The following is a 25,657-nucleotide window of genomic DNA, read 5'->3' as shown; positions in this document are numbered from 1 at the left end:
GTGAAAGGTATTAACCACATAACATGGTGTCACTGCAACTCAGCGATCCGTCAACTTCGTGATGGCTTGGCTGAGTTGCTTCGCTCGAAGTCATTGAGAGGTGAGGATGCGCCCCTCCGCCATGGGAGATGCCGGTCGGCCCGCGTCACGTCGGGAGCGCCTGCGCGTCGAGTTGGAGCACGACGCGCTCGCAGCGGCGCGCCGGCTCATCGCCACGCAGGGCGTCGAGGCCCTCAGCCTGTCAGCGGTTGCCCGGGAAGTAGGGGTCACTCCGCCGGCGTTGTATCGCTACTTCGAGGGAAAGCCGGGTCTCACGCTGGCGGTCTACCAAGGGGTTACGCGTGATTTCGTGTCGACGGTTGCCAAGGCGGCGGGGGTGATGGGCCCGGAGGATTTCGGGGGGGCAACTGTACGCGGCTGCAAGGGCAGTGCTGGAATGGTCGGTCGCGAACCCTGGTGAGTTCGATCTCCTCATGGGCGCAGGCTACGCACGGTTGGTCGCCTCCGGGCAACACGTCGACCAGGTGCTGATTCGGGAGTTGGGCGGACTATTCGGACAAACGTTCGCGCAGCTGTGGCGTCGGGACATCCTGCGGTACCCGTCTGTGAAAGAGATGGAGCCGCGCCTTCGGGCACAGGTGACGGCGTACGGGCGGCTGATGGAGCACGACTACCCGCCAGGGGTCGCCATGGTAATGATCACATGCTGGCGGCAGATCTACGGGCTGCTCTGCATGGCCGTCTACGGACACCTGGCCTCGTCATTCGATGATTACCCGCCCTTGTTCGAGAACATGATGGACGATCTCCTCGCCCTGTGTGGTGTGCCGCGAAAGCCGTAGCGCACAATGGCCTCCTTCAGGCCGGGGCCCACCGGGCTGAGCACCGAGGAGGACAGCACTGCTTCCACGGTGAACGAGTGACCGTCGAAGCGGCCGTCGGGCAGCTGCCGCGTGGCCTCGAAGCGGAAACTCTTCCCGATCCGGAAGAGAGGCTGAGAGCTGGTCACTGGACTGTTCCCTTCGGCGTCATTGCGTAGACGGTCGGATCGGCCACCCCGGCCCCGTCGAACGCCTCCCGACGCTCGACGCAGGTTCCGCAGGCACCGCAGTGCACGTCGCCGCCCTCGTAGCACGACCAGGTCAGCTCGAATGGCACCCCCAGTCGGGCACCCTCGCGCACGATGTCGGCCTTGGTGAGGTTCAGGAACGGGGCGACCAGCTGGAAGTCGGCGTCCATGTGCCCGTCGTTCCCGGCCTTCATGGACGCTTCGATGAGGGTGAAGAACTCCGGCCGGCAGTCCGGGTAGACCGCGTGGTCCCCGGAGTGCGCGCCGAATGCCACCGCGTCCGCCCCCGCTGCCACCGCGGCGCCGGCCGCGACCTCCAGCATGATCGCGTTCCGGTTCGGGACGACCGTGCTGCTCATGGTCTCGGTACGGTAGTGGCCGTGCGGAACCGCGATGGCCGGGTCAGTCAGGGCGGAACCGCCCAGAATCCGGCCCAGGGACGTCAGGTCGACGACGTCGTGGGACACGCTGAGCTGATCGGCCAGGTGCGCGGCGTGGGCCAGTTCCTTGACGTGGCGCTGCCCGTAGTCGAACGACAGCAGGCTCAGGGTGACGCCCCCGTCCCGGAGTCTGTAGGCCGTGACGGCGCTGTCCAGGCCGCCGGAGAAGATGAGTACCGCGTGACGCGGTAGAGCAGTTCGAGGCATGAATGTGCCCTTCCGAGGTCCCCGGACCGTGCCCGGGGCAGTGGATCTTGTGGACCTGGGGTCGGCTGACGGGAAGAATCCGCAAGCCGCGCGAGCGGGGTCGGACCAGTTCCGTCACCGCCTGGCAGCAGTGAGGCCGAAGCGGGCAGGACGAGGCATCGGTCCCTTCGTGAGCACTGCCGGATCAGATGCTCCGAGGCCGGTGCGACATCCTGGTCACCGGCCCCGAACCCGATCAGCAGGCCGAACAGTCCTTCCGTTGTGCACCCGGCGCCGTGCCTGCCGGGCTGAGCACAGTTCACCCCCTGCACCCGCTGCGTCTCCACGGCGGAACCCCTTGCGCTTGCCTGCGCTCCACGAGAGCCGCAGCGTGGCGATACCGCTGCGAATCACTGCGAACAGCTCTTGGACTGGGCGGAGTTCACGCTGCGCGGCGTAGCCTGGACTCGCACCCTCTCGGCCATGCCCGCAGCACTTCCTCACTCGGACCAGGTGGACACGGTGGCGCAGTCCGGACCCAATGAAGCCCTGGCGCACTGGGTGCGTACCTCGGGCGCCAGCTACAGCCGGATCGCGACGGAAGTCGGCCGCGTTGCGGCCCGGCACGGGCGCCGGGACATCCAGACCGACAGCTCGCGTGTCTCCCGGTGGATCAACAAGGGCGAACGGCCCCGCCATCCCGTCCCCGTGTTCCTCGCCGAGGCGATGAGCAACTTGTGCGACGGGCGCACGCTCACTGCGGCCGACCTGGGCCTGACCGCAGGCGGACTGCCCCGGGGAGGAGACACGTGGTCCGCCCTGGGGGTTGTGGCCGCCCTACTCGAAACCACCCGGAGCGATGCCGTGACCGACGACCGCACCCTGTCCCGCGCGCACCCCCTGTCCGGCGTTGCCCTCGTGAACGCTGTCCAGCCCTGGCTGCATCTGAACGGCCTCGAACCCCTGCCTGCGGCCGGGCCCGGGGGCCGCCTCGGTATGCCGGACGTGGCGCGGATCGAGGCGACCACCGGCGCGTTCCGCGAACTGGACAACGCGCACGGCGGGGGCCTGTCCCGCCTCGCGGTCGTCGGCCAGCTCCAGCACGTCACTCAGCTGATCCGCACCCGCACCTACACCGAGGAGACGGGCCGTGCACTGTTCGTTGCCGTCGCGGAACTCGCTTCCGTCGCCGGCTGGATGACCCACGACGCCGGGGCCCACGCGCACGCCCAGCACTACCTGCTCCTGGGCCTTCAGGCCGCCAAGCAGGCCGGACCCGACGGTGCCGGGATCGGCGGGCACCTGATGAACTGCCTCGCCCGGCAGGCCAACCACCTCGGACACGCGGAGGATGCCCTCGACCTTGTTCAGGCCGCCCAGTACGGCACCCGCAAACTCCGCCCGGGCCGGCTGAAGGCCCTGCTGTGTTCGCTCGAAGCACGCTCCCACGCGGTCCTTGGACACATCGACGACATGACCCGTGCCAACGGGGCCGCCGAACAGGCCCTCGCCGACGACGACACCGAGACAACCCCCGGCTGGGCCGCTTGGTTCGACCCCGCCGAATACCGCGTCACCGTCGGCGTGTGCGAGTTCATCGCCGCCGAGTACGCCCCCGACCGAGCCGGGAACGCCATCACGCTTATCGAGCGGGGCACCGCCGACCGGCCCGCCGAACGGGTACGCAGCCGGGCCTTCGACCAGATCGCCCTGGCACGAGCCCACGTCCGCGCCGACCAGCCCGAAGCCGCTGCCACCGCCACCACCAACGCACTGACGCTGATGGGCAGCATCACCTCCACCCGCGTCGGCGACCGCCTGCGCGAGCTGGACGACGAACTCGCGGCCGCCCCCAGCACGTCGGCCACCAAGGACAGCCGCGCACGCATCCATGACGCACTGCAACCGCTCTGACACCTCCGCTCGCTATCGCGGGGAGCGGGGCGGGCGGGGTGCGCGAGCGAGGGCGGTTGCATTCGAGGCCATCGCCCTTGCACGGGCCTGACACCGGGAATGGGCCGTCAGGTGCACCACGGCATCATCCGCCAGGGGCGCCATCCAGAGGGACATCAGATAGCGCTCGGCGAATTCGACACCGCGGTGGCCGAACTCCCGCCCATTGGCGTGAACGCGAATCCGGTAGCTGCCCGGTCCTTGGAGGGGCAGATCGGGAAAGACCGATGGCTCCATGAGTTCCTGCACCCGCAGAATTCCGTTGGGCACGACCACTGACACCTCGGCCACGTCTTCCCAACCGGCGGAAAGCGGCGGTTCACGGTCGAGTACCTCGATGGCCAGCCTCACGTCGCCTGTATGGATGCCGGTCTCGACCATGATCGCCCCTTCCCTGGCGGTGACGAGACCGGCGGTCGCTGGTGACGGCAGCCAAACCCTGTCAGGCATGGGCGGACCTGAGGTCAGGTAGAAAAGGTGGTGGCTCGCCCAGACCCGGCCGTCCTGCAGTCCCGCCATGCCTGCTGATTCCTCCTGCTAGTCCGTCGGGACGACGAGGAACTTCTCCCCCGACAGAACCCGCTGATCGATGTAGAACTTCGAAAGGATCTGACCGCCGGCCTGGTTGTCCGGCCCTGGGATGTTGCAGCGGCTCCACCCCAGGGGGCCAACATCGGTGCTCACCACGGGCGTATTCGGCCAGGTGTCGTTGAGCTGGCAGAACGAGAACGTCCTGGGAGCAAACGGGGTGCCGCTGGTCTTCGCGCCTTCCTGGGTGGACCGGAAAGGGTATTCGTCGCACTCGTAGCCGACGGGGCGGGGGTAGGCGCCGCCGCTCGGGCAGGCTCGGTCTCCGTTGCCCTTCGAATCCGCAGGGTTGAGCAGCCGGGTGAGCTCGGCCGGAAGGCCGGTATAGATGGACCAGCCCACATTGAGTGCGTTCCATCCCGCGGAGGGATCGTTGTAGTGCAGTACCAGAATCGGTCGGGAGCCGGAGAACACGCAGCCGGGGCTGGTGTTGTTTCCCGGGAGGGCGTTGTCACAGCGCAGGCCCAGCGAACGAACATCACGCGTGGTGACGGGCGCACCTCCTGGCGTGTCGAACTGAAGGTTCATACGCGCCCAGACATCTCCGCTTGCGCCTCTGCCCGTCGTCGTGGCAAGCATGTTGAGACCCGCGGTCGTCTCCACGTTCATGGCCAACGGCTGACGAACAGGCGGGGCTTGCTCGACCACACAGTTGCTTTCACAGGTTCCCCTGGCCAGAAGAGTGGTTCCCGCAATCCCGACGCCGGTCACGCGCCACGGCGTGAGCGAAACCGTGTACGCCGAGCGAAGATTCGCGACCGCGCGCGCCCACGTGTACTCAAAGGTGTGGTACTCGATCGTCCCCATAGGCAGACCGGTGTTGACGTTGTAGAGCGTATGAAGCCCCTCTGTCCACGCGCAGGCATCCTCACGGGTGAACCACCAGTGCCCATCCTGGTGTTCCGACTCGAAACACCAGCTCGGTGGCGGCAGTGAGAGTGACGCCGCACCACCCCGCTGCGCAGGTGCCGCCGTGGAGACGGTGCGCTGCGCCGCTGCTGCTCTGGCGGCCGCGCTGGGCGGGAGTCCCGTCCTGGAACAGGACAAGGTGCGACGCCCTGCCTGCTTGGCACGGGCCAGAGCGGCGGGCAGGTCCCGGCAGCTGTCGTGCACCGTCGCCCCGGGCCCTGACTTGGGGCCGGTGTCCACCGGCGGAAGCGGTGGCCTGGGGATCGTCGCGGCCACCACCGAAGGCGTGGGAGCAGTTGCCTGCGCTGGAGCCCCTGAGGCACTGAGGGCGCTTAGAGCGAGCACCGCGGCAGTCAGAGCCGTGGTCAAACCAGTTCTCAGCACGACAGTTCATCCCCCAAAGCCGAACCGGACAGGAATGTTCGGAACATGACATTAGGTGGCTCCGGGGGTAGAACACAGCTGCCGACAAGCCAGATTTGGCGGGAACGCTTGGATGGCTCGCCGACCGCCGTACCGGCGCTTCGACCGGTCCGCGCAGGCCCGTCGTCGAGTCCGCCGAGCATGGTGCCCCTACCCGACTGCTGACGAGGCCGACGAGCGACTGGGCATCGTGCATCTCGCCGTAGAGCACTCCATCTGCCCATATCAGGCGTCGCCGTTCAGGGAACGGACCGAGGGCCTGCCGTACACGGGGAGGGTCACGGGCTGCCGCACAGCTGCGCGAGACTCGTTCAGGACCGTGCACCACGCCTCGCTGACTACCCGACAGCTCAACGAGTACCCACGTTCCTCGAACCCGCCGCATCGTGAAGTGCAGCGCCGACACCGCCGTCCGTGCCGACACCGCCGTCCGTGCCCTCCGTGCTGACCGTCGTCAGGAACTTAGCCACCCGGCTTCCCGAACCAGCCCTTCCCGCGCTGGTGTGGGGGACTGGAGAACAGGCACCGGCCTGGTCAGGGGCCGCAGCGCGCTGGTGTCGGCCGACGTGGTCCGCCGCCGGATGCAACGCCCGGAGTGGAGCCCCGGCTTGCTGCGCGCGACCAGCACCAGCCCGGCGTGCGGCAACACCCGCAACGAAGCGCTGCTCCACGCCCTTGACGAGGTAGTCGAGCGGGACGTGCTCTACCGGGACCAGCAGACCGGCGGGCGGTCCTGCTGACACTGCGACGGCCCGGTACGCGGGCGGCCGATACGATAGCCCGGCCCGGCCGCCACCCCGAAGACGCCAGCCTGACCGTCATCACCGAGAGGCCCCGCAGCGAGCGAGCACCGTACCCGCGCGGCGGTCCTGTCGGCCGGGTCCTGGGGAACAGCCGTCGCCAAGATCCTCGCGGACGCCGGCTCCGACGTCATCGTCCACGCCCGCCGGGACGAGATCGCCGACGGCATCAACCGGACACACCGCAACCCGGCGTACTGGCCGGACGTCACCCTGCCCGCCTCACTGACCGCGACCACCGACGCGGCAGCCGCGCTGGCCGGGGCGGACTACCTCGTGCTGTCGATCCCCGCCCAGTCACTGCGGGACAACCTCGCCCGGTGTGGTTTCGTTCACTTCTAGGGGCAGCGTTTGTCCGCCAGTTTGGGCAGCGGTTGCGGATCTTGAGGCCCGTCAATGTTCACGAGAAATAGCAGCATCAGAGACGCGCGGTGCGTCACTGCCTGGCGGGTGCTCGGGTGAGTCCGATTCCGACCTTCGTCAGCATCTGGCCGAGGAGGTGGAGGGCTCGTGGCCGGGCTGGCACTTCGCGCGCTGTTCCCGTCCAGTAGGCGTCAGTGAGCTTCTCCGTCGCCGTGAGGATCTGGTCGTCGTTCTGGGTGGCCAGGACGAGGACGAAGCGCACGTAGTCGCCGATGTCGGTGCCCTGGGGGTGCTGATGCGTGAAGGTCCGCAGGCGCGGTGTCAGGGCGGGCAGGGTGCGGTCCGTCGGAATGATCACGGCGAGTCCGGCGAGAGCTAGGCGAACCGCTGGGCATTCGGCCGACCAGCGGGCCAGCAGAGTTGGAACGTGAGCCTGGACCGCGCTGCGGGCCCGGGCCTCACTGTCGGGATCGGCATGCTGTGGGATGGCCGGCCAGGTCTCGGCGAGATGGCGCTCAGCGACAGTGGCAGCCCTGAACAGCAGGTCGACGGCTTGGAACCGGTGTCGGGCGGGAACGCGGTCGTCGACTGCGAGGGCCGTGACCAGGGCGAGGCCGTCAGCAGTGGACGGCTGGCAGGTGTCCTGGTGAAGGATCTCGCCATAGAAGTCGCCGAGGAGGCTCCGGTCGTCCCAGCAAGGGTCAACCTCGCCGTCGAACAGCATCGCGGCCTGGGGCGGCCGGGGGCCCTGCATGCGGTCGGCGATGACGTCCTGGAACAGCCGCCGGATCGGCGGACCAGCAGCGTTCGTGGTGTGCCGGGTCTGCTCGGGTTCGGCGTTCGTATCCATGGCCAGCGCAGCCTATTCTCCCACCTTCCCAGCGTCTTTCACCAGGAGCATCACGCTGCTGACCTGGCAAGAACCGCAACGCCGTCAAACTCGGGTTCTGGCTCGCTTTCCGTGAGGCGCTCACACACTGTTCAGTGACGTCGGCCGCTGAGATGATCACTGCTCACCCATAGCTGAGGAGTCGGGGCCCCAGATGAGTAGCTGGTCGCGAGAGGTAGATGAGGTGTTGGAGGCGTCGGGCTGGACGCCTGGACGGAAGGTAGACACGGCCCGCTGGCGATACATGTTCGAAGCAGTCGACCTCGCGATGCACGACGCTGCGGAAGCCTTCCTGCAAGAGTTCGGCGGTTTGACTGTGAACGTCAGCGGACCAGGGATCAGCTGTGCACGCACGCCGTTCGAGCTGGACCCCGAGCTGGCCTGGGGCGAGGATGACCGATTCACGGAGTGGGGCGAAGCGATCGGGCGCCATCTCTACCCGCTCGGCGAGCTGGACCACGGCCGGTTTTTCCTGGGCATCGATGAAGGGGGCGTGATCTATCTCGTCGAGACCTGGGTTGCCAGCTTCGGACCGATGCCTCACGCCATGGAGAACTTGGTTCTCGGCGTGGCTCCTCGCCGAATCGATGAGGGGTACGAGCCAGTGGGACAGCCGTCCTGACGCGTCGGTCACCTGTAGAGCAGCACTCGCTTTCGGAGGAGCAGGAATCCGGCTCGGCCGAACATCTGCCGCTTGAGCATCTTGATCCGGTTGACGTGCCCCTCTACGACGCCCGAGTTCCAGGGCAGGGTGAGACCGGCGATGACAGCGTCACGGTCTCGGTCGATGCCGGCGGCGAGGGTGTGGAGGCCGGGCAGGTTGTCGTTGCGGACGGCGTCGAGCCACTCGGGCAGCCGCTGGCCTTGCCGCTCGGTGAGGATCTCGGCGAAGGACCGGACGTGTCCGGTGAGTGCATCCAGTTCGGGGCAGTGGACCAGAACGGCCTTGAGGCGTAGCTGTTCCGCCTCGGTGAGGGTGTCGGGGTGGCGGTCCTCGCCGACGCCACCGCACCCGAGGATCTCTTCTGGAAAGGGGGAACCGGTGCCCGCCGTCGTACAACTGCTCGCTGGGAAAGCGGTCATGGTCCGGTCCGCGTTCGCCGCTGATGCTTCGTCGGGGCGGTCGTCACTCCTGGATCAATGCTTCTGGGTTCACGCGCCGGGTGGTCGCTATCGGCAGGCGGAGCCCCATGCTCCGCAGTGTATGTTCCGTCCGTTCCGGGGTGCGGTATAGGTGGGCGTGCAGTCCGGTACTGAGGGCGGCGGTGACGAAGGTGGGCTCGTCGTCGAAGTACGCGAGCGCCGTGGGCGGGAGTCCCATGCGGTCTGCTGCGAGGCGAAAAGCATGGGGGGAGGGCTTGTCGACGCCGAGCTCGGCGGAGGAGCAGATGTGGTCGAAGGTGATTCCGTGGTGTTGGAGGTCGGTGGCCAATGCGTCGGTGCAGTTGGAGAGGACTCCTGTGGGCACGTGTCGGCGTACCTCGTTCAGGAGAGCGATCATCGTGGACACGGGGGTGCCTCGGTCCTGCCGCCAGGGGACCAGTGCTTCGCGTATGTCGTTGAGCGGGCGATGGAAGTCGGCTGCCAGGCGGCTGGCCACGTCCTGGGCCCACTCGGTGTCGGTCATGATGCCGACGCGTGCGGTGCGGTAGGCGGGATGGTCGTACGCGTAGCGGGCGATGGTGCCGGGAGGCAGTTCGGCCAGGGCTTCGCTGTGCGCGGCGCCGGTGTTGTTCCAGATGCGGAACAGGCCGTTCATGTCGAACAGGACGCCCTTGATGGGTGGCATGGTCGGGGCCTTTCTGTGGTGGTGGGGTGGACTATGCGTGTGTGCGGGCGTGGTTGTAGAGGTCGAGGTAGCGGTCGGCGGTGTGGGACCAGCTGTAGGTGGTCAGGGTGCGGGTGCGGCCGTTGGCGCCGCGGCGGGCGAGTTCGGCCGGGTCGGCCAGGGCGGTGGTGAGGGTGTCAGCGAGGTCGTTGGTGTCGTCGGGTTTGACGAGCCACCCGGTCGCGGTCGGGCCGGTGGGGGTGATGGTGCGCAGCGGGCCGCCGGTGGCGGTGGCGACGGGTGGGGTTCCGCAGGCCATGGCCTCCAGGTAGACCATGCCGAAGGGTTCGTTGACGGCGGGGGCGACGAGCAGGTCGGCGCAGTTCAGGCCGGTGGGCAGTTCGTCGTGTCCGCGCCAGCCGGCGAAGAAGACGTCTTTCTGGATGCCTCGGTGGGCCGCGATGTCGGCGGGGTGGACGCCTTCGTACTCGCCGGGGTATCCGCCCCACATCAGCAGGGCCGGGGCGGGGTCCAGCCGGGTGCGCAGGGCTGCGAATGCCTGGAGCAGGATGGGCACGCGTTTGAAGTCGAGGTATCTGCCGACCCAGAGAAGCAGTGGCCGCGGCCGGCCGTGGCGGTCCAGGAGGCGTTTCAGGTCCCGGTCGGTGTAGCGGATGCTGCCGGGGGCCTGTCCCGGTGCCCAGCCCTGGGGGTCGGCAACGAGCCAGTGGCGGAGGTGTCGCATGCGTTCGTCGGGGGTGAGGCCGTGCGGCTGGAAGGCGGTGGTGTCCACGCCGTTGGGGATGACCGGCGGCGGGGTGTCGAGGTGGAGCAGGCGCTGGGCGAGTTCCTGGTCCTGGTCGGAGACGACCGCGAGGTCGCCGGCGTGGTGGGCGGCCTGGCGCATCCGGGTGAGCCAGTACTCGCAGTGGGCCCATTTCTGCCAGTCGGTGGTGGTGAGCAGTTCGGTGTCGGTGTCGTCGAGGCGGGCGGTGCATGCCAGACGGTGTGCTTCACCGGTGCGGTGGGGGTTGTCGGTGTGCAGGGTGCGGGCGAGGTCCTGGGGGAAGGTGCCGGCGGACCGGACGAGGCGGAGGCGCCTGGTCATGCCGTCGATGAGTTTGAGTTCGGTGCCGTGAAGGGTGGTGACGCGGGGGACGGACGGGTACGCGCTGCGTGCGCCGGTCTGCAGGGGGCTGAGGTGGTGCAGGTGGAGCATGCCGGTGTCGGGGCTGCGGTGGCGGGTGAGGTGGTCGGTCCACGCGCGGGTGATGCGGTCGGCGTCGTTCGGGGGTACCGCGGGGAATAGGGGGTCGGGGCAGTGGCCGCGGTCTTCGTAGGAGGGGTGGAAGGGGCGGGGGCCGCCTTGCGGGTTCCGGCCCGTGAGGAACCGGTGCTGGGCGTCGTTGTAGTCGTAGGGGTGGAGGGTCAGGTCTTTGTAGAACGTGGAGCCGTGGGAGGGGTCGCCGGGCTTGCCGAGTGATCCGGCGTGGAGCGTGGTGGTCCAGCCCCGGCTGTTCAGTTCGCGCAGGAGATAGCGGATGACCTGTGCGCTGCCGCCGCGCGGCCAGAACAGGACTCCGGTGTCCAGCGAAAGGGGGCGGGATGTCGGTGCCATGGATTTCTCCGGTGAGGTGAAGTGGGCGGCTGGTCAGGAGGCGTCGACGATGAGGGGTGTTCCTCCTGCCAGGCGGCCGGACCAGTACCGTTCTCCGGGTGCTTGGGGAGCGCGGACGCTGATGCGCAGAACCTGGGCAAGGTTGTGCTGGTCGCGCAGCGGCACCGGGTCGCTCAGGACCAGCGTGCGGGTCCGCCGGTCGTAGGAGTGGGGGAGATCCGTGAGCCCGATCACGCGGAGCCGCTCGCTGATCTGGGCTGGTGTCACCGGCTGCTGGGAGGGAACGGGGGCGGCGCACCGGTTGCGTTGCTCGGGCGGGCAGTGGTTGGCGTTGAGGCAGGTGGGGGAGTTCCAGATACCGCCGTGGTCGGGCTCGCCCAGGACGTAGGCCAGCGCGCAGCAGTTGGTCTGGTAGACGGGGTGGGTGTCGTAGCGCCGGGGTCGGTCGCGAAGCCAGTCCCACGTGGTCCGTGGCCAGACGGAGTCGGCTGCCTGTGGGTCGAGCGCAGGGTCGGCGAGCTGCGGCCACAGTGCGGTGATCTGATCCTTCGCTGTCGGTTTGACCTTGGTCCCGACGGCGACCGAGCACCGCGCGTACCGGGAGGCCAGGTCCATGACCGATTCGATGACGGCCGAGGTGCTGTTCTGCGGCAGTGCCGGGCGCCAGTAGTGGATGACTGGAATGTCCGCGGCGTGGAGGCGGGGGAAGTTGTCCTTCAGCGCACCGTGGTCGATGCCGCGTTCGATGTCGGGCCCGAGACCGGAGTAGGAGAGGTAGACGATGACGCGCAGGCCCTTGGCCTGGTTGCGTCGGATGCAGGCGACGACGTCGTCGGTGACGGCGCACTTGGTGATGAGGCAGACCGGGTTGCGGACCGGTGAGTCGCCGAGGACGTCGAGGAGCGCGATGAGGTGGGCGCGGGTGCGGGGCGTGGCGAGGGCGTCGGTGCAGGTGTAGAGGGCGAGGATCAGACGGGGGTGGTAGTAGCGGCTCGCGAGGAGCTGGGTGAGGGTGTCGGCCGGGGTGGCGAGCTCGGCGGGCTTGGCGAGGGTGAGGCCCAGGTCCTTCAGGTAGCAGTACGAGCAGTCTTTGGGGCAGCCCTGGACCGGGTTGACGGCGAGCCAGGTGTCGTGCTGATCGATGACGGGTTCGTATTGGGGCTTCACGGTTCTCCTTCGGGCCGGCCCCTCTCCCAAGGGGCGGGCCCGAAGGGAGCGGTCAGCTGTTGGGGGTGTCCATGCTCCGCGCCAGTTCGCGCAGGCGCGGACCGTATTCGGGGTGCTGCAGGGCGGTGGCGAACTGTGCTTCGAGGTAGGAGGCGGGGTTTCCCGTGTCGAACCAGCGGCCCTGGATGACCTGTCCGTAGGCCGCGCGGGTCGAGGCGTAGGCGTTGATGGCGTCGGTGAGGTACACCTCGGCCGTCGTGTCGCCGGCCGCGTACCAGCGGCGGGTCTGCTCGCGCAGCTCGTCGACCACGCCGGGGGTGACGACGTATCCGCCGATGGCCGCGAACTCGGACGGTGCGTCGGCCGGTTTCGGCTTCTCCACCAGCCCGGTGATCCGCAGCATCCCGCCGCCCATGTCCTCCTTCACCACAGGGACGCCGTAACGGTGGGACTCGGACCGGTCCATCGGCATCAGGGCCAGCACCGGGCACCGCGTCGCCTCGTACGCCCGGATCAGCTGCTGGGCGCGGGGGACTTCGGAGACGAACACGTCATCGGGCCACAGCACCAACATCGGCTCCTCGCCGAAATTGTGGGACGCGTTCAGCACCGGAGTGCCGTTCCCGTACGGGCCGTGCTGGTCGAGGTAGGTGATGTGCCCTTTGTGGGACAGCTCGGCGACCTGGTCCACCGCGTCGGCGAATCGGTCTTTCCCGTCGGCCCGGAGCTGCTCCGCGAGTGCTGGGGAAGGCCGGAAATGATCCTGGATGAGCCCCTTGCCCGCGGACACGACGATGGTGATGTCGGTGATCCCGGAGTCCACGAGCTCGCACACGGTGTGCTCGATGACCGGCTTGTCGCCGACCGGCAGCATCTCTTTGGGGATCGCCTTGGTCAGCGGCAGCAGCCGGGAGCCGATGCCGGCGGCGGGAATGACCGCCCGGCGGATCGTGGTGGCCATGAGGCCCTCTCTGTCGGTCGAGTGCCACACCAGAACCGGCACGGCACGGGGACGCTACCAACCCCGGCCGCCACAGGTACCGGGACCGGCAGGGCACTCGACCGTTCGAGCCACACGACACCGCCTACGCGTCAGCGGCAGAGGAAACTCCCGGTGAACTTCGTCACCGCGAAGTACCCGTCGGCCTGAATCCGGCGGACGACCTCCGCCTCCACCAGACCGCGCAGCCGGGCGTAGAAACCGTCGTCGAACCGGGAGTCGGGGACGGATGAGGCACAGCAGTGGTTGTGCCCGACCTCGTAGAACCGCATGAACGGCGCCGGGTCGGTGAACCTGAGCTGGTCCTGCCAGGTGACCTTCTCCACGTGCTCGAAGTACTCGGCCAGCTGCGCGGCTCCGGTGTCCAGCGACAGGCGCCCCTTGGGGGTGGCCTTGAACAGGTCGTCGGGCGCGTCCAGGGCGCGGAGCGCTTCGAAGTGTACGTCGTACATTTCCAGCATGCTGTCGGCCCGGTCCGTGGTCAGCTGGAAGATGCCGCCCGGGCGCATGACCCGCCGTATGGCGGTGAAGCACCGGTCGAGGTCGGGCACGTAGTGGATCATGTAGTTGGCCATGACCCGGTCGAAGGAGTCGTCGGCGAGCATCGTCAGGTCGTCCGCGCTGGACTCGATCCACGAACACGGGGTGGCGGTGCCGTGGAGACGCCGGCGGGCTGCGTCCAGGACGGCGGGGGCGTTGTCGAGGCCAGTGATGGTGCCGTCGGCGAGGTGGGGCCGCAGGTGCTCCAGGATGAATCCGTTGCCGCATCCCAGGTCGAGCAGGTCCTGCGTTCCGGAGAGCTGCAGATTGGTGATCATGTGGTCGACCATGGACCGGGGGTTGGTCCGGTAGGCGTTGTGCACGTGCTGTTTGACGTCGAGCATTCGGGTGTTGTGGAAGAACCGGTCGCGGGCGGTCTCGGTCGGGAACTCGAAGTGGGTGGCGGGGATGATCCGCTCGGCCAGGGCGTCCAGCTCGGGGGTGCGGAAGTCGGGCTGCGTCATGAGGTCTCCTCGGTCAGGAATTCTGCGGAGGGAAGGACGGGGGCGGGCCACTTCGTGCCGACGTACTTGGCCGGCAGGAGCTGGGACAGTGCCACGAGCCGTACCGTGCCGCCATGAGCGGGGACGGGTACGTGGAGGCCGGGGCCGTGGTCGAGCAGCAGTTCCCGGCACAGGCCACAGGGCGGAACGATGCGGGCGCCGCCGCTCTCGGAGGGCTTCGGGTAGCGGACAGCGGCGATCATCAGCAGCGGCGCCCCGGTGACGAGGCGGACCGCGGACAGGGCGCCCGCCTCGGCGCACACGGCAGCCCGGCCGACCATCGCGTCAAGGTGTAGCCCGACGTGAACACCGCCGTCCGCGTCGAGCAGCGCAGCGGCGATCTGATGCCGGTCCTCCACGTACCGCCTGCTGATGGTGTCGAAAGCCACCGTGACGAGCGCTGCGGCCCGCCGGTCGGACACCCCCGCGGCAGGGTCGGTGACCACGCGCGTCATACCAGCTCCCTCGCACGGTCCAGATGGCTCCTGGACGCCTGAGGGCCGACCGATCCCTGGTACTTCCCGGTGTAGAGCAGGCGCCTCCCCTGCACATGCATGAACGTGACCTGGCCCAGGACGTCCCCGGCGTGGACGCGCAACGGCTCGACGGCGTGCAGCTGGAACGTCAGCTGCCCCTTCGACCCGACGTCGATGAGATCGGCGGTGACGTGGCAGAACAGCCCCAGCCGCGCCGCGCCGGACCGTGCGTGAAGGATCGGCACGTAGTGGTCGCTGCCTATCACTTCGACGGTGGAGCCCAGATAGATCCGGTCCGGCTGCAGCAGCACGCCCTCCGGCGGGATCAGTATCTCTTCGGTGGCGTTGGCCGCACGGACATCGAGGGGCGATTCGGTGTACCGCAGAAGGGTCGGGCCCAGGGCGACATCGTACGAGTTGGGCTGCACCCGCGCCGTGTCGAACGGCTCAACGTGGAGCCGTCCGGCCTTGTGTTCCCCGATGATCTCGGGACCGGTCAGAATCACGGTGCGCTTCCTTCCAGCGGAGAGGGACCTGCCAGCCGGCCTGCGGCCGGTGGCAGGGCCTGGCTGATGTGTCCGAAGAATCCGGTGTACGCGTGCGGCGCCCCCCGGGCGGTCATGAACATCACCTGGCCGACCGTCATCCCGGTATAGACCCGCAGGGGCTGGACGACCTTGATCTCCAGGGTCCAGCGGTGGCAGGAGCCCCGGTTGCCCAGTGCGGCGCTGAACTGCAGGAACATGCCGAGACGTCCCACCGAGGACCGGCCGATCAGCCACGGCACGAATTCGTCGCTGCCAATCACCTCGGCTGTCGTACCCAGGTAGATCCGCCCGGGCCGCAGAACCACACCGTCCGGCGGGATCTCGAATTCCGACAGCCCGTGCTGGGCCCGGGTGTCCAGCACCTGCGACCGGTGGACACGCAGGGTGCCACCCAGCCGGTAGTTGTAGGAGACAGGGTTGAGCTGTCGTTCGTCGAACGGCTCGATGGTGAGAGCATTCGCCGCCCGCTGGCGCATGATCTCAGGCCCCGACAGGATCACCGGAGCACCTCCGCGACGAGGGACTTCGCCCGCGCTCGCAGCGCGTCCAGGTCTCCGTCGTTCTCGACACACCGCCAGGAGCCGGCCGTGACGGGCTCCTCCGTCGGATGATTATCGTCCCCGGCGGACAGGTCCCTACGCCCCGCCTTGCGGGCCCGACGCACCTCGTCCGGTGCGGCGACGTGCACCATCCGGAACCCGAGCCCGGAAACCACGTCGGCGTCCGGCCCCCGTACGTCGTCGCAGAGCAGCACGGCACGGGGGTAAAGCTGTTCCGCCTGCTTCACACGGAGGACGAACTGGTCCGTCAGTGCCGCGGGATTGATACGCCGCATCTGCAGACCGAGGCAGTTCAGCAGTTCGCCGTCCTGGTCGTCCCTGTTCAGCAGCGGACGTCCGGCCGCTGCGCGGACCAGTGCCTGCAACTCGTACAGCGGAGCACCCACCTTCAGCCGGAACGGCTGCGCCCCGGCATTGCACAACTCCTCCACGAGCATCCCGGCCAGCGTGGATTTCCCCGCGCCGGGTCTCCCGTGCAAGGCCAATCTGGGCATGGCAGTCCCCCTTGTGTGCATGCATGCAGTGAGTCGGATGTGCGCCGTGCCTGGGGCTTCGGCCCCGTCGGCTTTCGTGACACCCATGATGCAGACCGGAGGCCCCGACCGGCAGACCATGGGTGTCCGCAAACTGTCCGCAGACTGTCCGCAAAACTGCGGAGACCCCTGCGTCGCAGGTCGCCGATGGTGTCTGCTGGTGGCCGGAGTCGGCGCAGACCCCGTTGCGGACACGAAGGAGCCCACCGTGAGTGAAACAACGTCCTTCCGACGGCAGTTGGCCGCACTCCGCAGTCAGAGAGGCCTGTCCTACCGAGAGCTCGCCAGGCGAGCCCAATGCAGCAAATCGCTGGTGTCGGACCTGGAGAACGGCCGTCGCCACCCCAGCTGCCCCATCGCGGACGCGCTGGACGCAGCCCTGGGGGCGGACGGCACACTGACAGCACTGGCAAAAGCTGAACAAAGAGAGCGAAAGGACGCAGCCTTGACGGCATCAGCCGGCGGGCACCTGGGAGGGGACGACATGCATCGACGAGCATTACTCAAAACGGGCGCGGGAATATTCGTCATGAACAGCACCACCCTGATCCCCGGCAAGGACGGGCTCCTGGCCGGCAACGACGACCTCATGAACGCTCACCGTGCCATCCGGGCGGCACAGGGACGAATGGACAACCTCTGCGGAGCGTCATCCGTCTATGCACAGGCATGCGACCACCACCGTCAGGTGATCAACTGGCTGCACCGCACTACGAGTTCGGCCGACCGGGCGTGTATCGCCGCGCTCGCCGCCGACACCGGCGGCTTCGTCGGCTTCCTCACCTACGACCAGGGGATGACGGAAATGGCGGCCGGGTACTACCTCACCGCCGCCGATCACGCCCAGGCGGCGGGTGACCTCTCCGTGGCCGCCAACCTCCTGGGTCAGTACAGCCGCGTCGCCGCCGACCGGGCCGCCTCACCGAAGCCCTCGCGATCGCCGACCGTGCCCTCCATGTCGCAGGGACTCTCGCCCACCCCGCCGTCAGATCCTGGCTCCACGCGGTGCGCGCCCACCATCACGCAGCACTGATACATGTGCGTCCCGCAGACACCGACATCCGGGCAGCATGGAAATTGCTGGAGACAGCGGACGACGGCGAAATGCCTCCCTACATCGGATACCTCGACATGGCGGAGATCCAGAAATGGGTCGGACACGCCATGGTCCGCCTGGGAACCAGCACCCCGGGAGCACTCCGGCGGGGCAGGGAGGCTCTCGACTTCGCCCATGCGTCCTGGCCGACGGATTCAGTCCGCGGTGCCGCGGAGATGCTGACGTCCTCCGCCTCCATCTACCTCGATTCCGGTGAACGTGAAGCCGCGGACAGCGTCATCAACGCGGCCGTGACCATCGCCCAGGACACCGGGTCGGCCCGCAACCTCCGAGACGCACTCGCCGTCAGAACCCGCATGGCCGCCATGTGAGTCAAGTCCCCGGCCCCGCCGTCCAGGACCACCTGCACAGGACCTACCCACGGACGACGGGGGCGCCCAGTGGCGCCGCGGGCCAGCGTTGCGCTGCCTGCCCGGCCAGAGAGACCCATCTCGTAGGACGATTCCGCCCGGGTACACCACCCATCACTGACAGCGCACTTCGACGCTGCCAGCCCCGGAACCTGCGCTGCCCCGTCCCGGGCGAGGTCGGCAGCCGGGTGCATGGTGCGGTCGCGGCCGGTAGGGGCAGGGCAGATGTGCTGATCGGTGCGTTCGGGCTGGACTCTGCGAGTTGCTGAATGGGGTGTGAACGCGGGCCGCTCTCCTGTCACGCTGGTCGGCATGAAGCCATCGGCCTTAAAAGCGGCGCGGCTCGATCTGAACCTCGCGCTGGAGGAAGTGTGCGACCTTCTCAATAAGATCTCGGGCGGAGCAACGAGTCCGACCTTGCTGAGCGCCTGGGAGACGGGGCGGAGGCGGACGGGGCCGAAGAGCCGGCAGGCGCTGTGCAAGCTGTTCGGGCATCCTTCCCGTGTGCTGTTCGCGCACCAGGACGGGCAGGAGGCAACCACCAGCCTCGCCGAAATGGGCACCGGAAACGTCACCCGGCTTCTGACGCGACATGTCGACCTCGTCGGAGCCATGATCGACGTTGTCCTCGGAGCGAAGGAACAGCTCGTGGTGACAGGGGCACGGTCGCGTGAACCCGGATATCTGTCGGCGATCGAGAGCGTCCTGTCCCGGACTCCGGATCTGGTTCACTACCGGGTGCTGTACGGGCCGCCGCGGCACAGGGAGCTCCGGGAGCATCTCGCGCGGCTCCTTGCTCTGCGTGATCCGGCGGAGCGCCGCAACGGTGTGCAGTCCTTGCACATCGGGCTCGTGGAAAAACCCTTTGCGCTGGAGCGTCACTTCGTTGCATCGGAGAACGCGGCCGTGATTCCCCTGCCCAGTTTTCATGGGGCGGACGGCTTCGACTGCGGTGTGGCGCTGGGGAGTGAAGCCGCCATTGGGCTGGTCCAGCACGGCCGGGAAGCGTGTGCGTCAGCGCGGCCCGTGGAGACCCTCCACGCCCTGCGCCGCCTGCCCGTACGATCCGGACCCGAGTTGCTGGGAGAGACGTGAACGGTTTCGACTTTGTGGAGTTGGCCGGGAAGAGGGCGGAGTCGGTGGTCCGTCTGGCCCAGGACCTTGTGCGGCTGCCGAGCCGTGGTGGCCTCGACGACTACGGGCCGGTCCTGGACCGGGTCGAATTGTGGCTGAGAGAGAGGTCGCTTCCCTACCGCCGCCTCTACGGACCGGATGCCGGGTGTGTGGGACTCCTGGTGGAGATCGAGGGGGGACGGCCGGGTTCGTGGTGGACGCTGGACGCGTGCCTGGACACTGCGCCGTTCGGCGACGAGGAGGCGTGGAGTTTCCCTCCCACGGCCGGGGACGTGGTCGGTGGCTGGCTGCGGGGGAGAGGAGCGGCGGACAGCAAGCTCGCGGCGAGTGTGTTCTGTCATGTCGCCGAGGACGTCCAGAGGGTGTCCGGCCGGCTTGCGGGCGGGCTGAGTGTGCTCCTTGATGTGGATGAGCACACGGGCCAGTTCGGCGGTGCGCGGGCGTTCCTGGCGGACCCGGACGCACGGCGCCCGTCCGGTGTCATGATCGGATACCCGGGGCTCGACGACGTTGTCGTCGGGGGGCGGGGGCTGTGGCGCGCGGTCGTCACCGTGCACGCCCCCGCCGGCCATTCCGGCTCCAGCAAGAACGTGGTGAGCGCGGTCTCCCGGGCCGCCCGTCTTGTCCAGCTGCTCGATTCCGCTGAACTGCCCGGAGCCGACTACCGGTTCCCGTTGCCGGCGAAGCTCTCGGTGACGTCGATCGCGGGCGGGTCCGGGTGGTCGGTGACCCCGGACCGTGTCGACCTGAACGTCGACGTGAGGCTGACGCCGGCCCTCGACGGGCCCGCGGCCGCCGCCCTGGTCGGAGACGTCGTCGCGCAGCTCGATGCCCAGCTGCCACCGCCGGTGCCGACCGAGGTCGTGGAGGTTGCGTGCTGGCCGCCCTTCCGCCTGGGGCCCGACCAGGAGCCCGCCGCGGCGATGTTCCGCAGCGCTGACGTCCTTGGGGCCGGGGTGAAGGCGAAGACGGCGGGACCCTCCAACATCGGCAATCTCCTTGCCGGGCACAACGTGCCCGCTACCGCCGGTTTCGGGACAAGGTACGAGGGATTGCACGGCACGGACGAGTGCGCCCGGCTCACTGACCTCCCGCTCGTTCACGCCCTCTACCACCGCACGGTTCTTGACCTGCTGGGGGCCTTCCGACCTGCGTAGATACCACTTCTGAACCAGAAATGGAGCAGGAAAGTCGCAGGAACGGACCAAGTTTGCGCCTTCCGGAGAACGGGGGCTGCCCGCTGCGGCCGGGTGGACGGCGTCGTCTTCCACACCGACAGGGGTGCCCAGTACAACGCGGCCTCCTTCGCCGACGTCTGCCGCCGGCACGGCATCCGCCGCAGCATGGGCCGGATCGGCTCGAGCTACGACAATGCCCTGGCCGAGTCGTTCTTCCAGGGCCTCAAACGAGAACTGCTTCACGGAAGACGCTGGACCTCGAAGGCGCAGACACGGCTTGAGGTGTTCCGCTGGCTGTCGTACTACAACCGGCGCCGGCGGCACTCCGCCCTCGGATACCTCACACCAGCCGAGTTCGAACAGCAACTGATCACATCACGTACGCTTTCACTCGCCGCATGAAATCCGGTGTCCACTCCCCGGGATCAACCTCAGCGAGCAGGATCATCCCAGCCCGGAGGCTGGGCAGCAGGGGTGGCGCGTAGGTGGTCTCGCCCGAGGTGGTGGGGCCGAAGACCGCGTCGATGAGGGTGCGGGTGCCGCAGGCGACCAGGGCGAGCAGGCGGACCTGCGGGTATCCGGTCCCGCCGTGGTTGCCCGCCTGTTTGGTGAACCTGGTCAAGACGGCGGAGGTGTCAGGCACGGTCAGGATGGTGCCGTCGAGTGCGACCACCAGCAGCTCCCGCCACCACACACCGGCGGTGCCGACGCCGGCGGCCGGGCCGCGTAGCAGGCCGAACAGCCACCGCAGCGGCTTCGCTCCGACGCGGCGGCGGGCCTGGGCCAGCGCACTCGCCGCGTCGGCGCGGCTACCGGTAAGCCGACCAGCGCCCCGGTGAGCTTGCGCCATACCCCCGGATAACCAGTCTCGCGTGGGACCGGGCATGATCCGGGCCGGATCGCCACTTACCTCGGCGTCTACCTGATCGACACGGCGTCCTACGACTATTACAGTCCGGATGCGCCACCGGCCCCCACGAATGAGCCGTCAGGCTGGCTCATTGTTTCCTGGACGGCTCGGCGAGTCATGAGCGATGCTCGTCTGCGGACATGCCGGTGCCTGAACTACGAGGCACCTTGGGGGACGGGGGTCTTCGGTGCGGAGAAATTCCGACTTCCCGCCAATCCGACGGTCCTTTCATGCACTTCGGGAGCCTTGAGCGCCACCGTCCGGACAGCGTGGACGCTGGTGCCAGCGAAGGAGGGTTTGTGTTACGGAACACCATCAAGCGAGCACGGAATTTCGGAGCGGTCGTGGCCGTGCTGATGACCATCGGCCTGGCCACCTCGGCAAGCCCCGCAGCGGCGAATTCGGATACGGCGTCGGCCGTTGCCGGCGTGTCGGCTGCGGCAACGGAATACGATCAAGCGGTGCTCGGTGGCCCCGTTTACAGCACGGGCCCCTGTGCGGAGTCCAGCGCCGGTGAATCGTGCTTCCAGATGTACGGAGACGGGATTTATCTGGTCGCGAACACGAGTGGCGCATACGCCCGCTGGAGCAACTACCTGTGGAACGGCAGCTCTTGGCAGCTGTACCGCCAGGGCGAATGTGCGATCTCCGTCACGGGTACCTGGGGCCGCTGCAACAAGGATTTCTACGAGGACAGTACATATCCGAACGCGTACGGAAGCCAGGGCAGCGGCATCCGGGTGGCCATATGCAGCTCCAGCGGCAGCTGCTCCGCGGAAACCTGGACCCGCAACAACGGCTAGAGACGATCACGTTCTCGACCCGGTCCATCGCGCCGGAATACTGCCGACCCACGGCCGCGGTCTTCGTCCCCTTCTTCGCCTGCCCCGTCTCGTCGAAGATCAGGGCCCCGCCGTCGGCGCCGAGGTGCCGGGTCAGGAACGCGGCGCCACGTCTCTCGCACCGTCCTTCTCCCAGCAGGCGCGTCGAGCAGGTGGTGCGGGCGATACGGTCGGTCCAGTCCGACTGCCTCCGCGATCGACCAGCAGTTGCCGGCGACGCCCGGCATCAGTAACCCGCACAGGTACAACACGCCGTTGGCCCGCAGGTCGCGGCGGTGGTAGACCGGCGCTGGCCTGTCATCTCCGATACCGCTGCGCCACTGCCGCGAAGGCGGCCTTGGGTTCCCATTCCATGTCGGGGTAGGTCTGCCCCCGGCGTCCTTCGAGGAGTTTGACGATGCCCAGGCCGGCCGACATCAGGCAGCCCCGCTCCAGCAGGGTGACGCCGGCGAGGCAGCCGTCGGGGCCGTAGCGCAGGTGGACGCCGGCGGCTTCGAGCCTGCCGCACCTGGTCATCTCCGAAGCCGCTGTGCGTCTGGCGCAGCCGGTGCGGATGAGGCGTTCATCAGACCGATACTGTGGTCGCAGGGGGGATCCATGACCGTCAGAAGCGATCAGCACGCTGAACACCCGACCATGCTGGTCTATTACGCAGTGCTCCTTGCCGGGAGCATCGCTGGAGCGTTCACCAGCGCGACGGTCTTTGGCCGGATCTTCTGCCCCGTCGTTGCCCTCGGGGGTGTCTGGCTCATCATTCGGCACCTCAAGGATCGGCGCAGGGCCGTCCGGCAGAAGGGTGACACGGGCGGCGGGGCAACGACGGGCGAGAGTCCGTGAGGACGACCGGCTTCCGATGACATCAGCGGCTGACACCGACGCTGCGGGACTCTGGCAGATACCGGTGAATTCGCGCGGCAGCCAGGCACAGCGCAGCTAGCGATCGACCATGGTGGCCGTAGATCGTCCCCGCCGGCTCGCACGTACAGCGGCGAGAATCGCACGCGCCGAAGGCCTCGACCTCGGCCTCGACCCATACACCGCGCCCCGGCCTCGCTCACGCCGACTGTCTCGCCACGTCCGACAGCCGTGACCGCTCCTGCTGCGCCGCGTCGCGCCTCCACTCCCGGCACCCGGTACCGCGGCACGCCGTCCCGGGATTTGTACGACCAGGTCCGCGCGGAGGCCGTCCGGCGGAGCGCCGGACCGCTCGACCCGCTGCTCCCCCTGCGATGGAGGCTGTTGCCCACCGGCGGGGGAACACCTGGTGCACGGCTGTCATCGGGCGCGCCGTCGCCTGAGTGGCCCGCGTGCCGACCGTGGACGCGTTCATGCTCCTGGTGGCCGACGAGATGATCCTGATCCTGGTGGTGTGATCGTCAGCAGATGCCGAAGATGCGATGGCATCAGCTGAGCCGCCCAACGCGCAAGGGCAGCCAGCTCGGCCCCGTAGTCGAGTCCGGATCATTGAGCTTGTGCGGCAATGCCAGCCGTTCCGTCCCGTACTCCGGCTGAACCTCCCACGGCAGGCTCAGATCCTTGCTCAGCGCCCGGTTGATCCTTGGGTCCCGGCCAAGGACGTAGGGCTCGACCAGGGTGTAACCACAGCGTTTGTACAGGGCGAGCGCTACGTGGTTGCTGACGCCGGTCTCCAGGATCACCTTGGTCATGCCATGGCGTGACGCGTCTTGTTCCAGGGCCTCCAGGAGCCGCCGCCCATATCCCTGTCCGCGGGCGGCCGGGGCCACGTACATGCGCTTGACCTCAGCAGTAGTGAGTCCGACGGTGCGCCATCCGCCGCAAGCCAGAGCGATTCCGTCCGCGCGTTCCGTGACCAGAAAAACGCCGCAGGGTGACTCGAACTCTGCGGCCGCCGTGGTCTCGGGGTCATCGGCCCGCCCGTAGATCCCATGCTGTTCGCGCTGAAGGGCCTGGGTGAGCTCGCGTGCAGCCGGACTGTCATAGGAGACGGCGGCCATCGTCCACGCTCGTGCCGCAGTCGGGAGCAGCTGGGTCGTCATGCCCTCGATAGTGCCCTGCTGATGGCGTCGAGTACATCTGTGCGGTGGGCTGCGCGCAGTTGACTGCCCGCTTTGTTACGCACGACCGACAGGAGGGCCCGGCAGCGGATGGACTGCACGTGAGGGATGTGGGTGGAGAGGGTGGTGATCCAGTGGGCGGTGGCTTCGATGTCGCGGGCACCGATGCTGGCGCGGACGAGGTGGAGGCCGTGAAGGATGCCGGAGCGGCGGAAGCCGGCTGCCGGTCCCTGGCCGGCGGTCGGGGTGAGGAGGCCCGCTGCCTCGCCGAGCAGGCATTCTGCCCGCGCCGACCGGATCGCAGCGAGTGTCTTCGGCCCGGCTGTGGCGAGAGCATCGACGAGACGGGAGACCGTCGGATCGGAGGCCACCGGGCCGAACACGTCGGGCTCGGCCCGCACCATGCCGATGTCGGCCAGACAGTCGCCGCCGAGCGCGACGGCCAGGGCCACATCCAGCAGGATCTTGCCCGGATCGTGCACCGTTCGCGGCTTGCGCCACGGCGCCATTGCCGCCGATACCGCGGTGTCCAGGCCGGACGTGCGGACCGTCTCGACCAGCAGCACCGCCCCCGCCTGAGAAACCGTCCCGCGGCCACCGCCCTCGACGCGGACACGCGGGTACCACCCGATACGCCTACTCACCTGGAAAGTGCCTCCGACGGGCGCGGGAACGAGGGCCTAGACAATCCGCATTATTGCTGGGCAGGGGCATTTTCCGCTCTTCTGACCAGCCGTCGGACAACGTGATCAGGAGACTCCGCGAAGTTGGCTACGCGGATTCCATCACGCGATGGTGATGAGGCAAACGACCCTGACCGCACCCCGGGTCCCAATCTATACCGTGCGGGCGACCTCATCACTGCGCGCATAGACGGACACGCGATGGCGATCGGGGAGCGCTCGGGGCAAGATCGTACGCCCGCTTCACCTGAGGGGTGCTTCTCTCCTCGCACCCAACCGGACGCTCGACAAGTGCCGATGCCGCTGGTCAGGGGTACTTCTCCCAGCTGTGGTCAAGTTGCGGACCGCCCAGTTCGTGAAAGCCCGAGGTTAGACGAGGTTGAACTCCCAGATCTCCATCGGCGGATCCGGCTGGTAGCCGGGCTCAAGCCACTCCCGCAGTTTCTGCGCCGCTCGATGCTCGGCGTGCCCTGCATTGGTCGGCGTTCCGTCCGAAGTGACCCTCAGCACGTTGGCGAACACCATGACGACATCCTCCGGGAGGGAACCGCCCTCGACTAGATACGGCACATAGTCGATCCCCTTCAGCACCTTCGGGGCAAGAGTGCCGCTTCCAAGCTTGCAGGCGAACGCCACGACCGCGTCTTTCCATTTCTCGTCGAAATCCGACAGACGAAGCTCGGCATCACTCAACGCGGGTGCCTTGTAGCGCGCCTGGTCGCACTCAGCCGCGAGCCACGCCCTCACCCGGTCGTAGTCAGCGAACGAATCCACCTTATCGTCGTCCAGCGGGCGGTCATAGCTATCGAGCAAGATCGCGAACAACCGCCCCACCGTGTCGTCATAACGCGTGATGACCTCGTCGTAATCGAGCTCGTCATAGACAGGACAAAGTAGAGTTCCGTTGCCCAGATAATAGGCAAAATATCGCAGATCGCTCCGCAAGCCGGGTGGAAGTTGTTGTATTTCATTCACCCCATCAGCACGCCAGTCGGTGTCGGTCGGCGGTGAAACGGTCCTGCTGGTCGAAGGGTTCATGGTGTGTTCCTTGTGGGGTGTCTTCAAACGGGCCGC

28 protein-coding genes and 5 pseudogenes are annotated in these 25,657 nt (G+C 67.9%); 14 read left to right on the top strand and 19 right to left on the bottom strand.

The annotated features are described in order from the left end of the window. The first annotated feature begins 106 nt into the window (after positions 1-106). Positions 107-460: a TetR/AcrR family transcriptional regulator gene (locus tag OG251_RS36900; RefSeq protein ID WP_326681635.1), complete on the top strand. Its 354-nt coding sequence runs from the start codon at positions 107-109 to the stop codon at positions 458-460. Then, positions 429-842 carry a WHG domain-containing protein gene (locus tag OG251_RS36895; RefSeq protein WP_326681634.1) on the top strand — a complete coding sequence of 138 codons (414 nt, stop codon included), beginning with the start codon at positions 429-431 and terminating at the stop codon, positions 840-842. The genes OG251_RS36900 and OG251_RS36895 overlap by 32 nt, the downstream gene beginning before the upstream one ends. 163 nt (positions 843-1,005) lie before the next feature. Here OG251_RS36895 and queC read toward each other — a convergent pair whose 3' ends face one another. Then, positions 1,006-1,716: a 7-cyano-7-deazaguanine synthase QueC gene (gene queC / locus OG251_RS36890; RefSeq protein ID WP_326681633.1), complete on the bottom strand. Its 711-nt coding sequence runs from the start codon at positions 1,714-1,716 to the stop codon at positions 1,006-1,008. Positions 1,717-2,178: 462 nt separating this feature from the next. Here queC and OG251_RS36885 point away from each other — a divergent pair, with 462 nt between their 5' ends. Beyond that, entirely contained in the window at positions 2,179-3,609 is a 1,431-nt protein-coding gene (locus tag OG251_RS36885) for a transcriptional regulator (protein WP_326681632.1), read from the top strand. Between the two features lie 12 nt (positions 3,610-3,621). Here the strand turns inward: OG251_RS36885 and OG251_RS36880 are convergent, their stop codons facing one another. Both OG251_RS36880 and OG251_RS36875 read right to left on the bottom strand, forming a co-directional pair. Beyond that, a complete protein-coding gene (locus OG251_RS36880) occupies positions 3,622-4,167 on the bottom strand; it encodes a hypothetical protein (protein WP_326681631.1) in 546 nt (181 codons plus the stop codon). An 18-nt stretch (positions 4,168-4,185) separates the two neighbouring features. Next, on the bottom strand, positions 4,186-5,043 hold the full coding sequence (locus OG251_RS36875) for a NucA/NucB deoxyribonuclease domain-containing protein (protein WP_326681630.1): 858 nt from the start codon (positions 5,041-5,043) through the stop codon (positions 4,186-4,188). A 911-nt stretch (positions 5,044-5,954) separates the two neighbouring features. Here OG251_RS36875 and OG251_RS36870 point away from each other — a divergent pair. Together OG251_RS36870 and OG251_RS36865 are read left to right on the top strand one after the other, a co-directional pair. Next, complete coding sequence (locus tag OG251_RS36870; RefSeq protein WP_326681629.1) at positions 5,955-6,308, top strand: YcaO-like family protein; 354 nt, start codon at positions 5,955-5,957, stop codon at positions 6,306-6,308. A 129-nt stretch (positions 6,309-6,437) separates the two neighbouring features. Continuing rightward, a pseudogene (locus OG251_RS36865) lies at positions 6,438-6,683 on the top strand (NAD(P)H-dependent glycerol-3-phosphate dehydrogenase); the annotation flags it as partial. 121 nt (positions 6,684-6,804) lie between these two features. Here OG251_RS36865 and OG251_RS36860 read toward each other — a convergent pair. Further along, positions 6,805-7,581: a hypothetical protein gene (locus OG251_RS36860; RefSeq protein WP_326681628.1), complete on the bottom strand. Its 777-nt coding sequence runs from the start codon at positions 7,579-7,581 to the stop codon at positions 6,805-6,807. A gap of 193 nt (positions 7,582-7,774) precedes the next feature. On the opposite strand from OG251_RS36860, the gene OG251_RS36855 reads away from it, so the two are divergent. After that, positions 7,775-8,242 carry an SUKH-3 domain-containing protein gene (locus OG251_RS36855; RefSeq protein ID WP_326681627.1) on the top strand — a complete coding sequence of 156 codons (468 nt, stop codon included), beginning with the start codon at positions 7,775-7,777 and terminating at the stop codon, positions 8,240-8,242. Between the two features lie 8 nt (positions 8,243-8,250). Here the strand turns inward: OG251_RS36855 and OG251_RS36850 are convergent. The 10 genes and pseudogenes from OG251_RS36850 to OG251_RS36805 all read right to left on the bottom strand — a co-directional run. After that, positions 8,251-8,604: pseudogene (locus OG251_RS36850) on the bottom strand (ISL3 family transposase); the annotation flags it as partial. 142 nt (positions 8,605-8,746) lie between these two features. Next, positions 8,747-9,409 carry an HAD family hydrolase gene (locus tag OG251_RS36845; RefSeq protein ID WP_326681626.1) on the bottom strand — a complete coding sequence of 221 codons (663 nt, stop codon included), beginning with the start codon at positions 9,407-9,409 and terminating at the stop codon, positions 8,747-8,749. 31 nt (positions 9,410-9,440) lie between these two features. Continuing rightward, positions 9,441-11,006, bottom strand: coding sequence for a glycosyltransferase family 4 protein (locus OG251_RS36840; RefSeq protein WP_326681625.1), 1,566 nt, complete (start codon positions 11,004-11,006; stop codon positions 9,441-9,443). A 33-nt stretch (positions 11,007-11,039) separates the two neighbouring features. Then, complete coding sequence (locus OG251_RS36835; RefSeq protein ID WP_326681624.1) at positions 11,040-12,173, bottom strand: hypothetical protein; 1,134 nt, start codon at positions 12,171-12,173, stop codon at positions 11,040-11,042. A 52-nt stretch (positions 12,174-12,225) separates the two neighbouring features. Then, entirely contained in the window at positions 12,226-13,134 is a 909-nt protein-coding gene (locus OG251_RS36830; RefSeq protein ID WP_326681623.1) for a UTP--glucose-1-phosphate uridylyltransferase, read from the bottom strand. A gap of 131 nt (positions 13,135-13,265) precedes the next feature. Then, positions 13,266-14,177: a class I SAM-dependent methyltransferase gene (locus OG251_RS36825; RefSeq protein WP_326681622.1), complete on the bottom strand. Its 912-nt coding sequence runs from the start codon at positions 14,175-14,177 to the stop codon at positions 13,266-13,268. After that, a complete protein-coding gene (locus OG251_RS36820; RefSeq protein ID WP_326681621.1) occupies positions 14,174-14,671 on the bottom strand; it encodes a cytidine deaminase in 498 nt (165 codons plus the stop codon). The genes OG251_RS36825 and OG251_RS36820 overlap by 4 nt, the downstream gene beginning before the upstream one ends. Beyond that, a complete protein-coding gene (locus OG251_RS36815; protein WP_326681620.1) occupies positions 14,668-15,198 on the bottom strand; it encodes a dCTP deaminase in 531 nt (176 codons plus the stop codon). The genes OG251_RS36820 and OG251_RS36815 overlap by 4 nt, the downstream gene beginning before the upstream one ends. Further along, entirely contained in the window at positions 15,195-15,740 is a 546-nt protein-coding gene (locus OG251_RS36810) for a dCTP deaminase (RefSeq protein ID WP_326681619.1), read from the bottom strand. Before OG251_RS36810 ends, OG251_RS36815 begins: the two co-directional genes overlap by 4 nt. Next, on the bottom strand, positions 15,737-16,294 hold the full coding sequence (locus OG251_RS36805) for a hypothetical protein (protein ID WP_326681618.1): 558 nt from the start codon (positions 16,292-16,294) through the stop codon (positions 15,737-15,739). The genes OG251_RS36810 and OG251_RS36805 overlap by 4 nt, the downstream gene beginning before the upstream one ends. Between OG251_RS36805 and OG251_RS36800 the strand changes: the two are divergent. The 6 genes and pseudogenes from OG251_RS36800 to OG251_RS36775 form a co-directional block, all read left to right on the top strand. After that, positions 16,293-16,727: pseudogene (locus OG251_RS36800) on the top strand (helix-turn-helix domain-containing protein); the annotation flags it as partial. The gene OG251_RS36805 and the pseudogene OG251_RS36800 sit on opposite strands and share 2 nt — an antisense overlap. Before the next feature lie 135 nt (positions 16,728-16,862). Beyond that, positions 16,863-17,366 carry a hypothetical protein gene (locus OG251_RS36795; protein ID WP_326682816.1) on the top strand — a complete coding sequence of 168 codons (504 nt, stop codon included), beginning with the start codon at positions 16,863-16,865 and terminating at the stop codon, positions 17,364-17,366. A gap of 71 nt (positions 17,367-17,437) precedes the next feature. Beyond that, positions 17,438-17,761 carry a hypothetical protein gene (locus tag OG251_RS36790; RefSeq protein WP_326681617.1) on the top strand — a complete coding sequence of 108 codons (324 nt, stop codon included), beginning with the start codon at positions 17,438-17,440 and terminating at the stop codon, positions 17,759-17,761. A 351-nt stretch (positions 17,762-18,112) separates the two neighbouring features. Next, positions 18,113-18,895, top strand: a complete 783-nt coding sequence (locus OG251_RS36785) for a helix-turn-helix transcriptional regulator (RefSeq protein WP_326681615.1) — start codon at positions 18,113-18,115, stop codon at positions 18,893-18,895. Continuing rightward, positions 18,892-20,091 carry a M20 family metallopeptidase gene (locus tag OG251_RS36780; RefSeq protein WP_326681614.1) on the top strand — a complete coding sequence of 400 codons (1,200 nt, stop codon included), beginning with the start codon at positions 18,892-18,894 and terminating at the stop codon, positions 20,089-20,091. The genes OG251_RS36785 and OG251_RS36780 overlap by 4 nt, the downstream gene beginning before the upstream one ends. A gap of 81 nt (positions 20,092-20,172) precedes the next feature. Then, a pseudogene (locus OG251_RS36775) lies at positions 20,173-20,514 on the top strand (transposase); the annotation flags it as partial. Here the strand turns inward: OG251_RS36775 and OG251_RS36770 are convergent. Continuing rightward, positions 20,483-20,962, bottom strand: coding sequence for a hypothetical protein (locus OG251_RS36770; RefSeq protein WP_326681613.1), 480 nt, complete (start codon positions 20,960-20,962; stop codon positions 20,483-20,485). The pseudogene OG251_RS36775 and the gene OG251_RS36770 sit on opposite strands and share 32 nt — an antisense overlap. A 404-nt stretch (positions 20,963-21,366) precedes the next feature. Between OG251_RS36770 and OG251_RS36765 the strand changes: the two genes are divergently transcribed. Then, positions 21,367-21,825, top strand: coding sequence for a hypothetical protein (locus tag OG251_RS36765; RefSeq protein ID WP_326681612.1), 459 nt, complete (start codon positions 21,367-21,369; stop codon positions 21,823-21,825). A 336-nt stretch (positions 21,826-22,161) separates the two neighbouring features. On the opposite strand, the gene OG251_RS36760 is transcribed toward OG251_RS36765, so the two are convergent. After that, positions 22,162-22,380, bottom strand: coding sequence for a hypothetical protein (locus tag OG251_RS36760; RefSeq protein WP_326682815.1), 219 nt, complete (start codon positions 22,378-22,380; stop codon positions 22,162-22,164). An 81-nt stretch (positions 22,381-22,461) separates the two neighbouring features. On the opposite strand from OG251_RS36760, the gene OG251_RS36755 reads away from it, so the two are divergent. Beyond that, positions 22,462-22,701, top strand: a complete 240-nt coding sequence (locus OG251_RS36755) for a hypothetical protein (protein WP_326681611.1) — start codon at positions 22,462-22,464, stop codon at positions 22,699-22,701. Positions 22,702-23,267: 566 nt separating this feature from the next. Here the strand turns inward: OG251_RS36755 and OG251_RS36750 are convergent. From OG251_RS36750 to OG251_RS36740, 3 genes and pseudogenes are all read right to left on the bottom strand, one after another. Beyond that, the gene (locus OG251_RS36750) at positions 23,268-23,882 is read right to left on the bottom strand and encodes a GNAT family N-acetyltransferase (protein ID WP_326681610.1); all 615 of its coding nucleotides are present in this window, start codon (positions 23,880-23,882) and stop codon (positions 23,268-23,270) included. A 296-nt stretch (positions 23,883-24,178) separates the two neighbouring features. Next, positions 24,179-24,544 (bottom strand): annotated as a pseudogene (locus OG251_RS36745) (transposase); the annotation flags it as partial. A 408-nt stretch (positions 24,545-24,952) separates the two neighbouring features. Next, the gene (locus tag OG251_RS36740; RefSeq protein WP_326681609.1) at positions 24,953-25,621 is read right to left on the bottom strand and encodes a DUF7677 family protein; all 669 of its coding nucleotides are present in this window, start codon (positions 25,619-25,621) and stop codon (positions 24,953-24,955) included. Positions 25,622-25,657 lie beyond the last annotated feature (36 nt).

Origin of the sequence: Streptomyces sp. NBC_01237 (assembly GCF_035917275.1) — a bacterium.
In the GTDB taxonomy this organism is placed as follows: Bacteria; Actinomycetota; Actinomycetes; order Streptomycetales; family Streptomycetaceae; genus Streptomyces.
The sequence above is the reverse complement of the archived record's forward strand: the minus strand, read 5'-3'. Positions and strand labels throughout refer to the sequence as shown.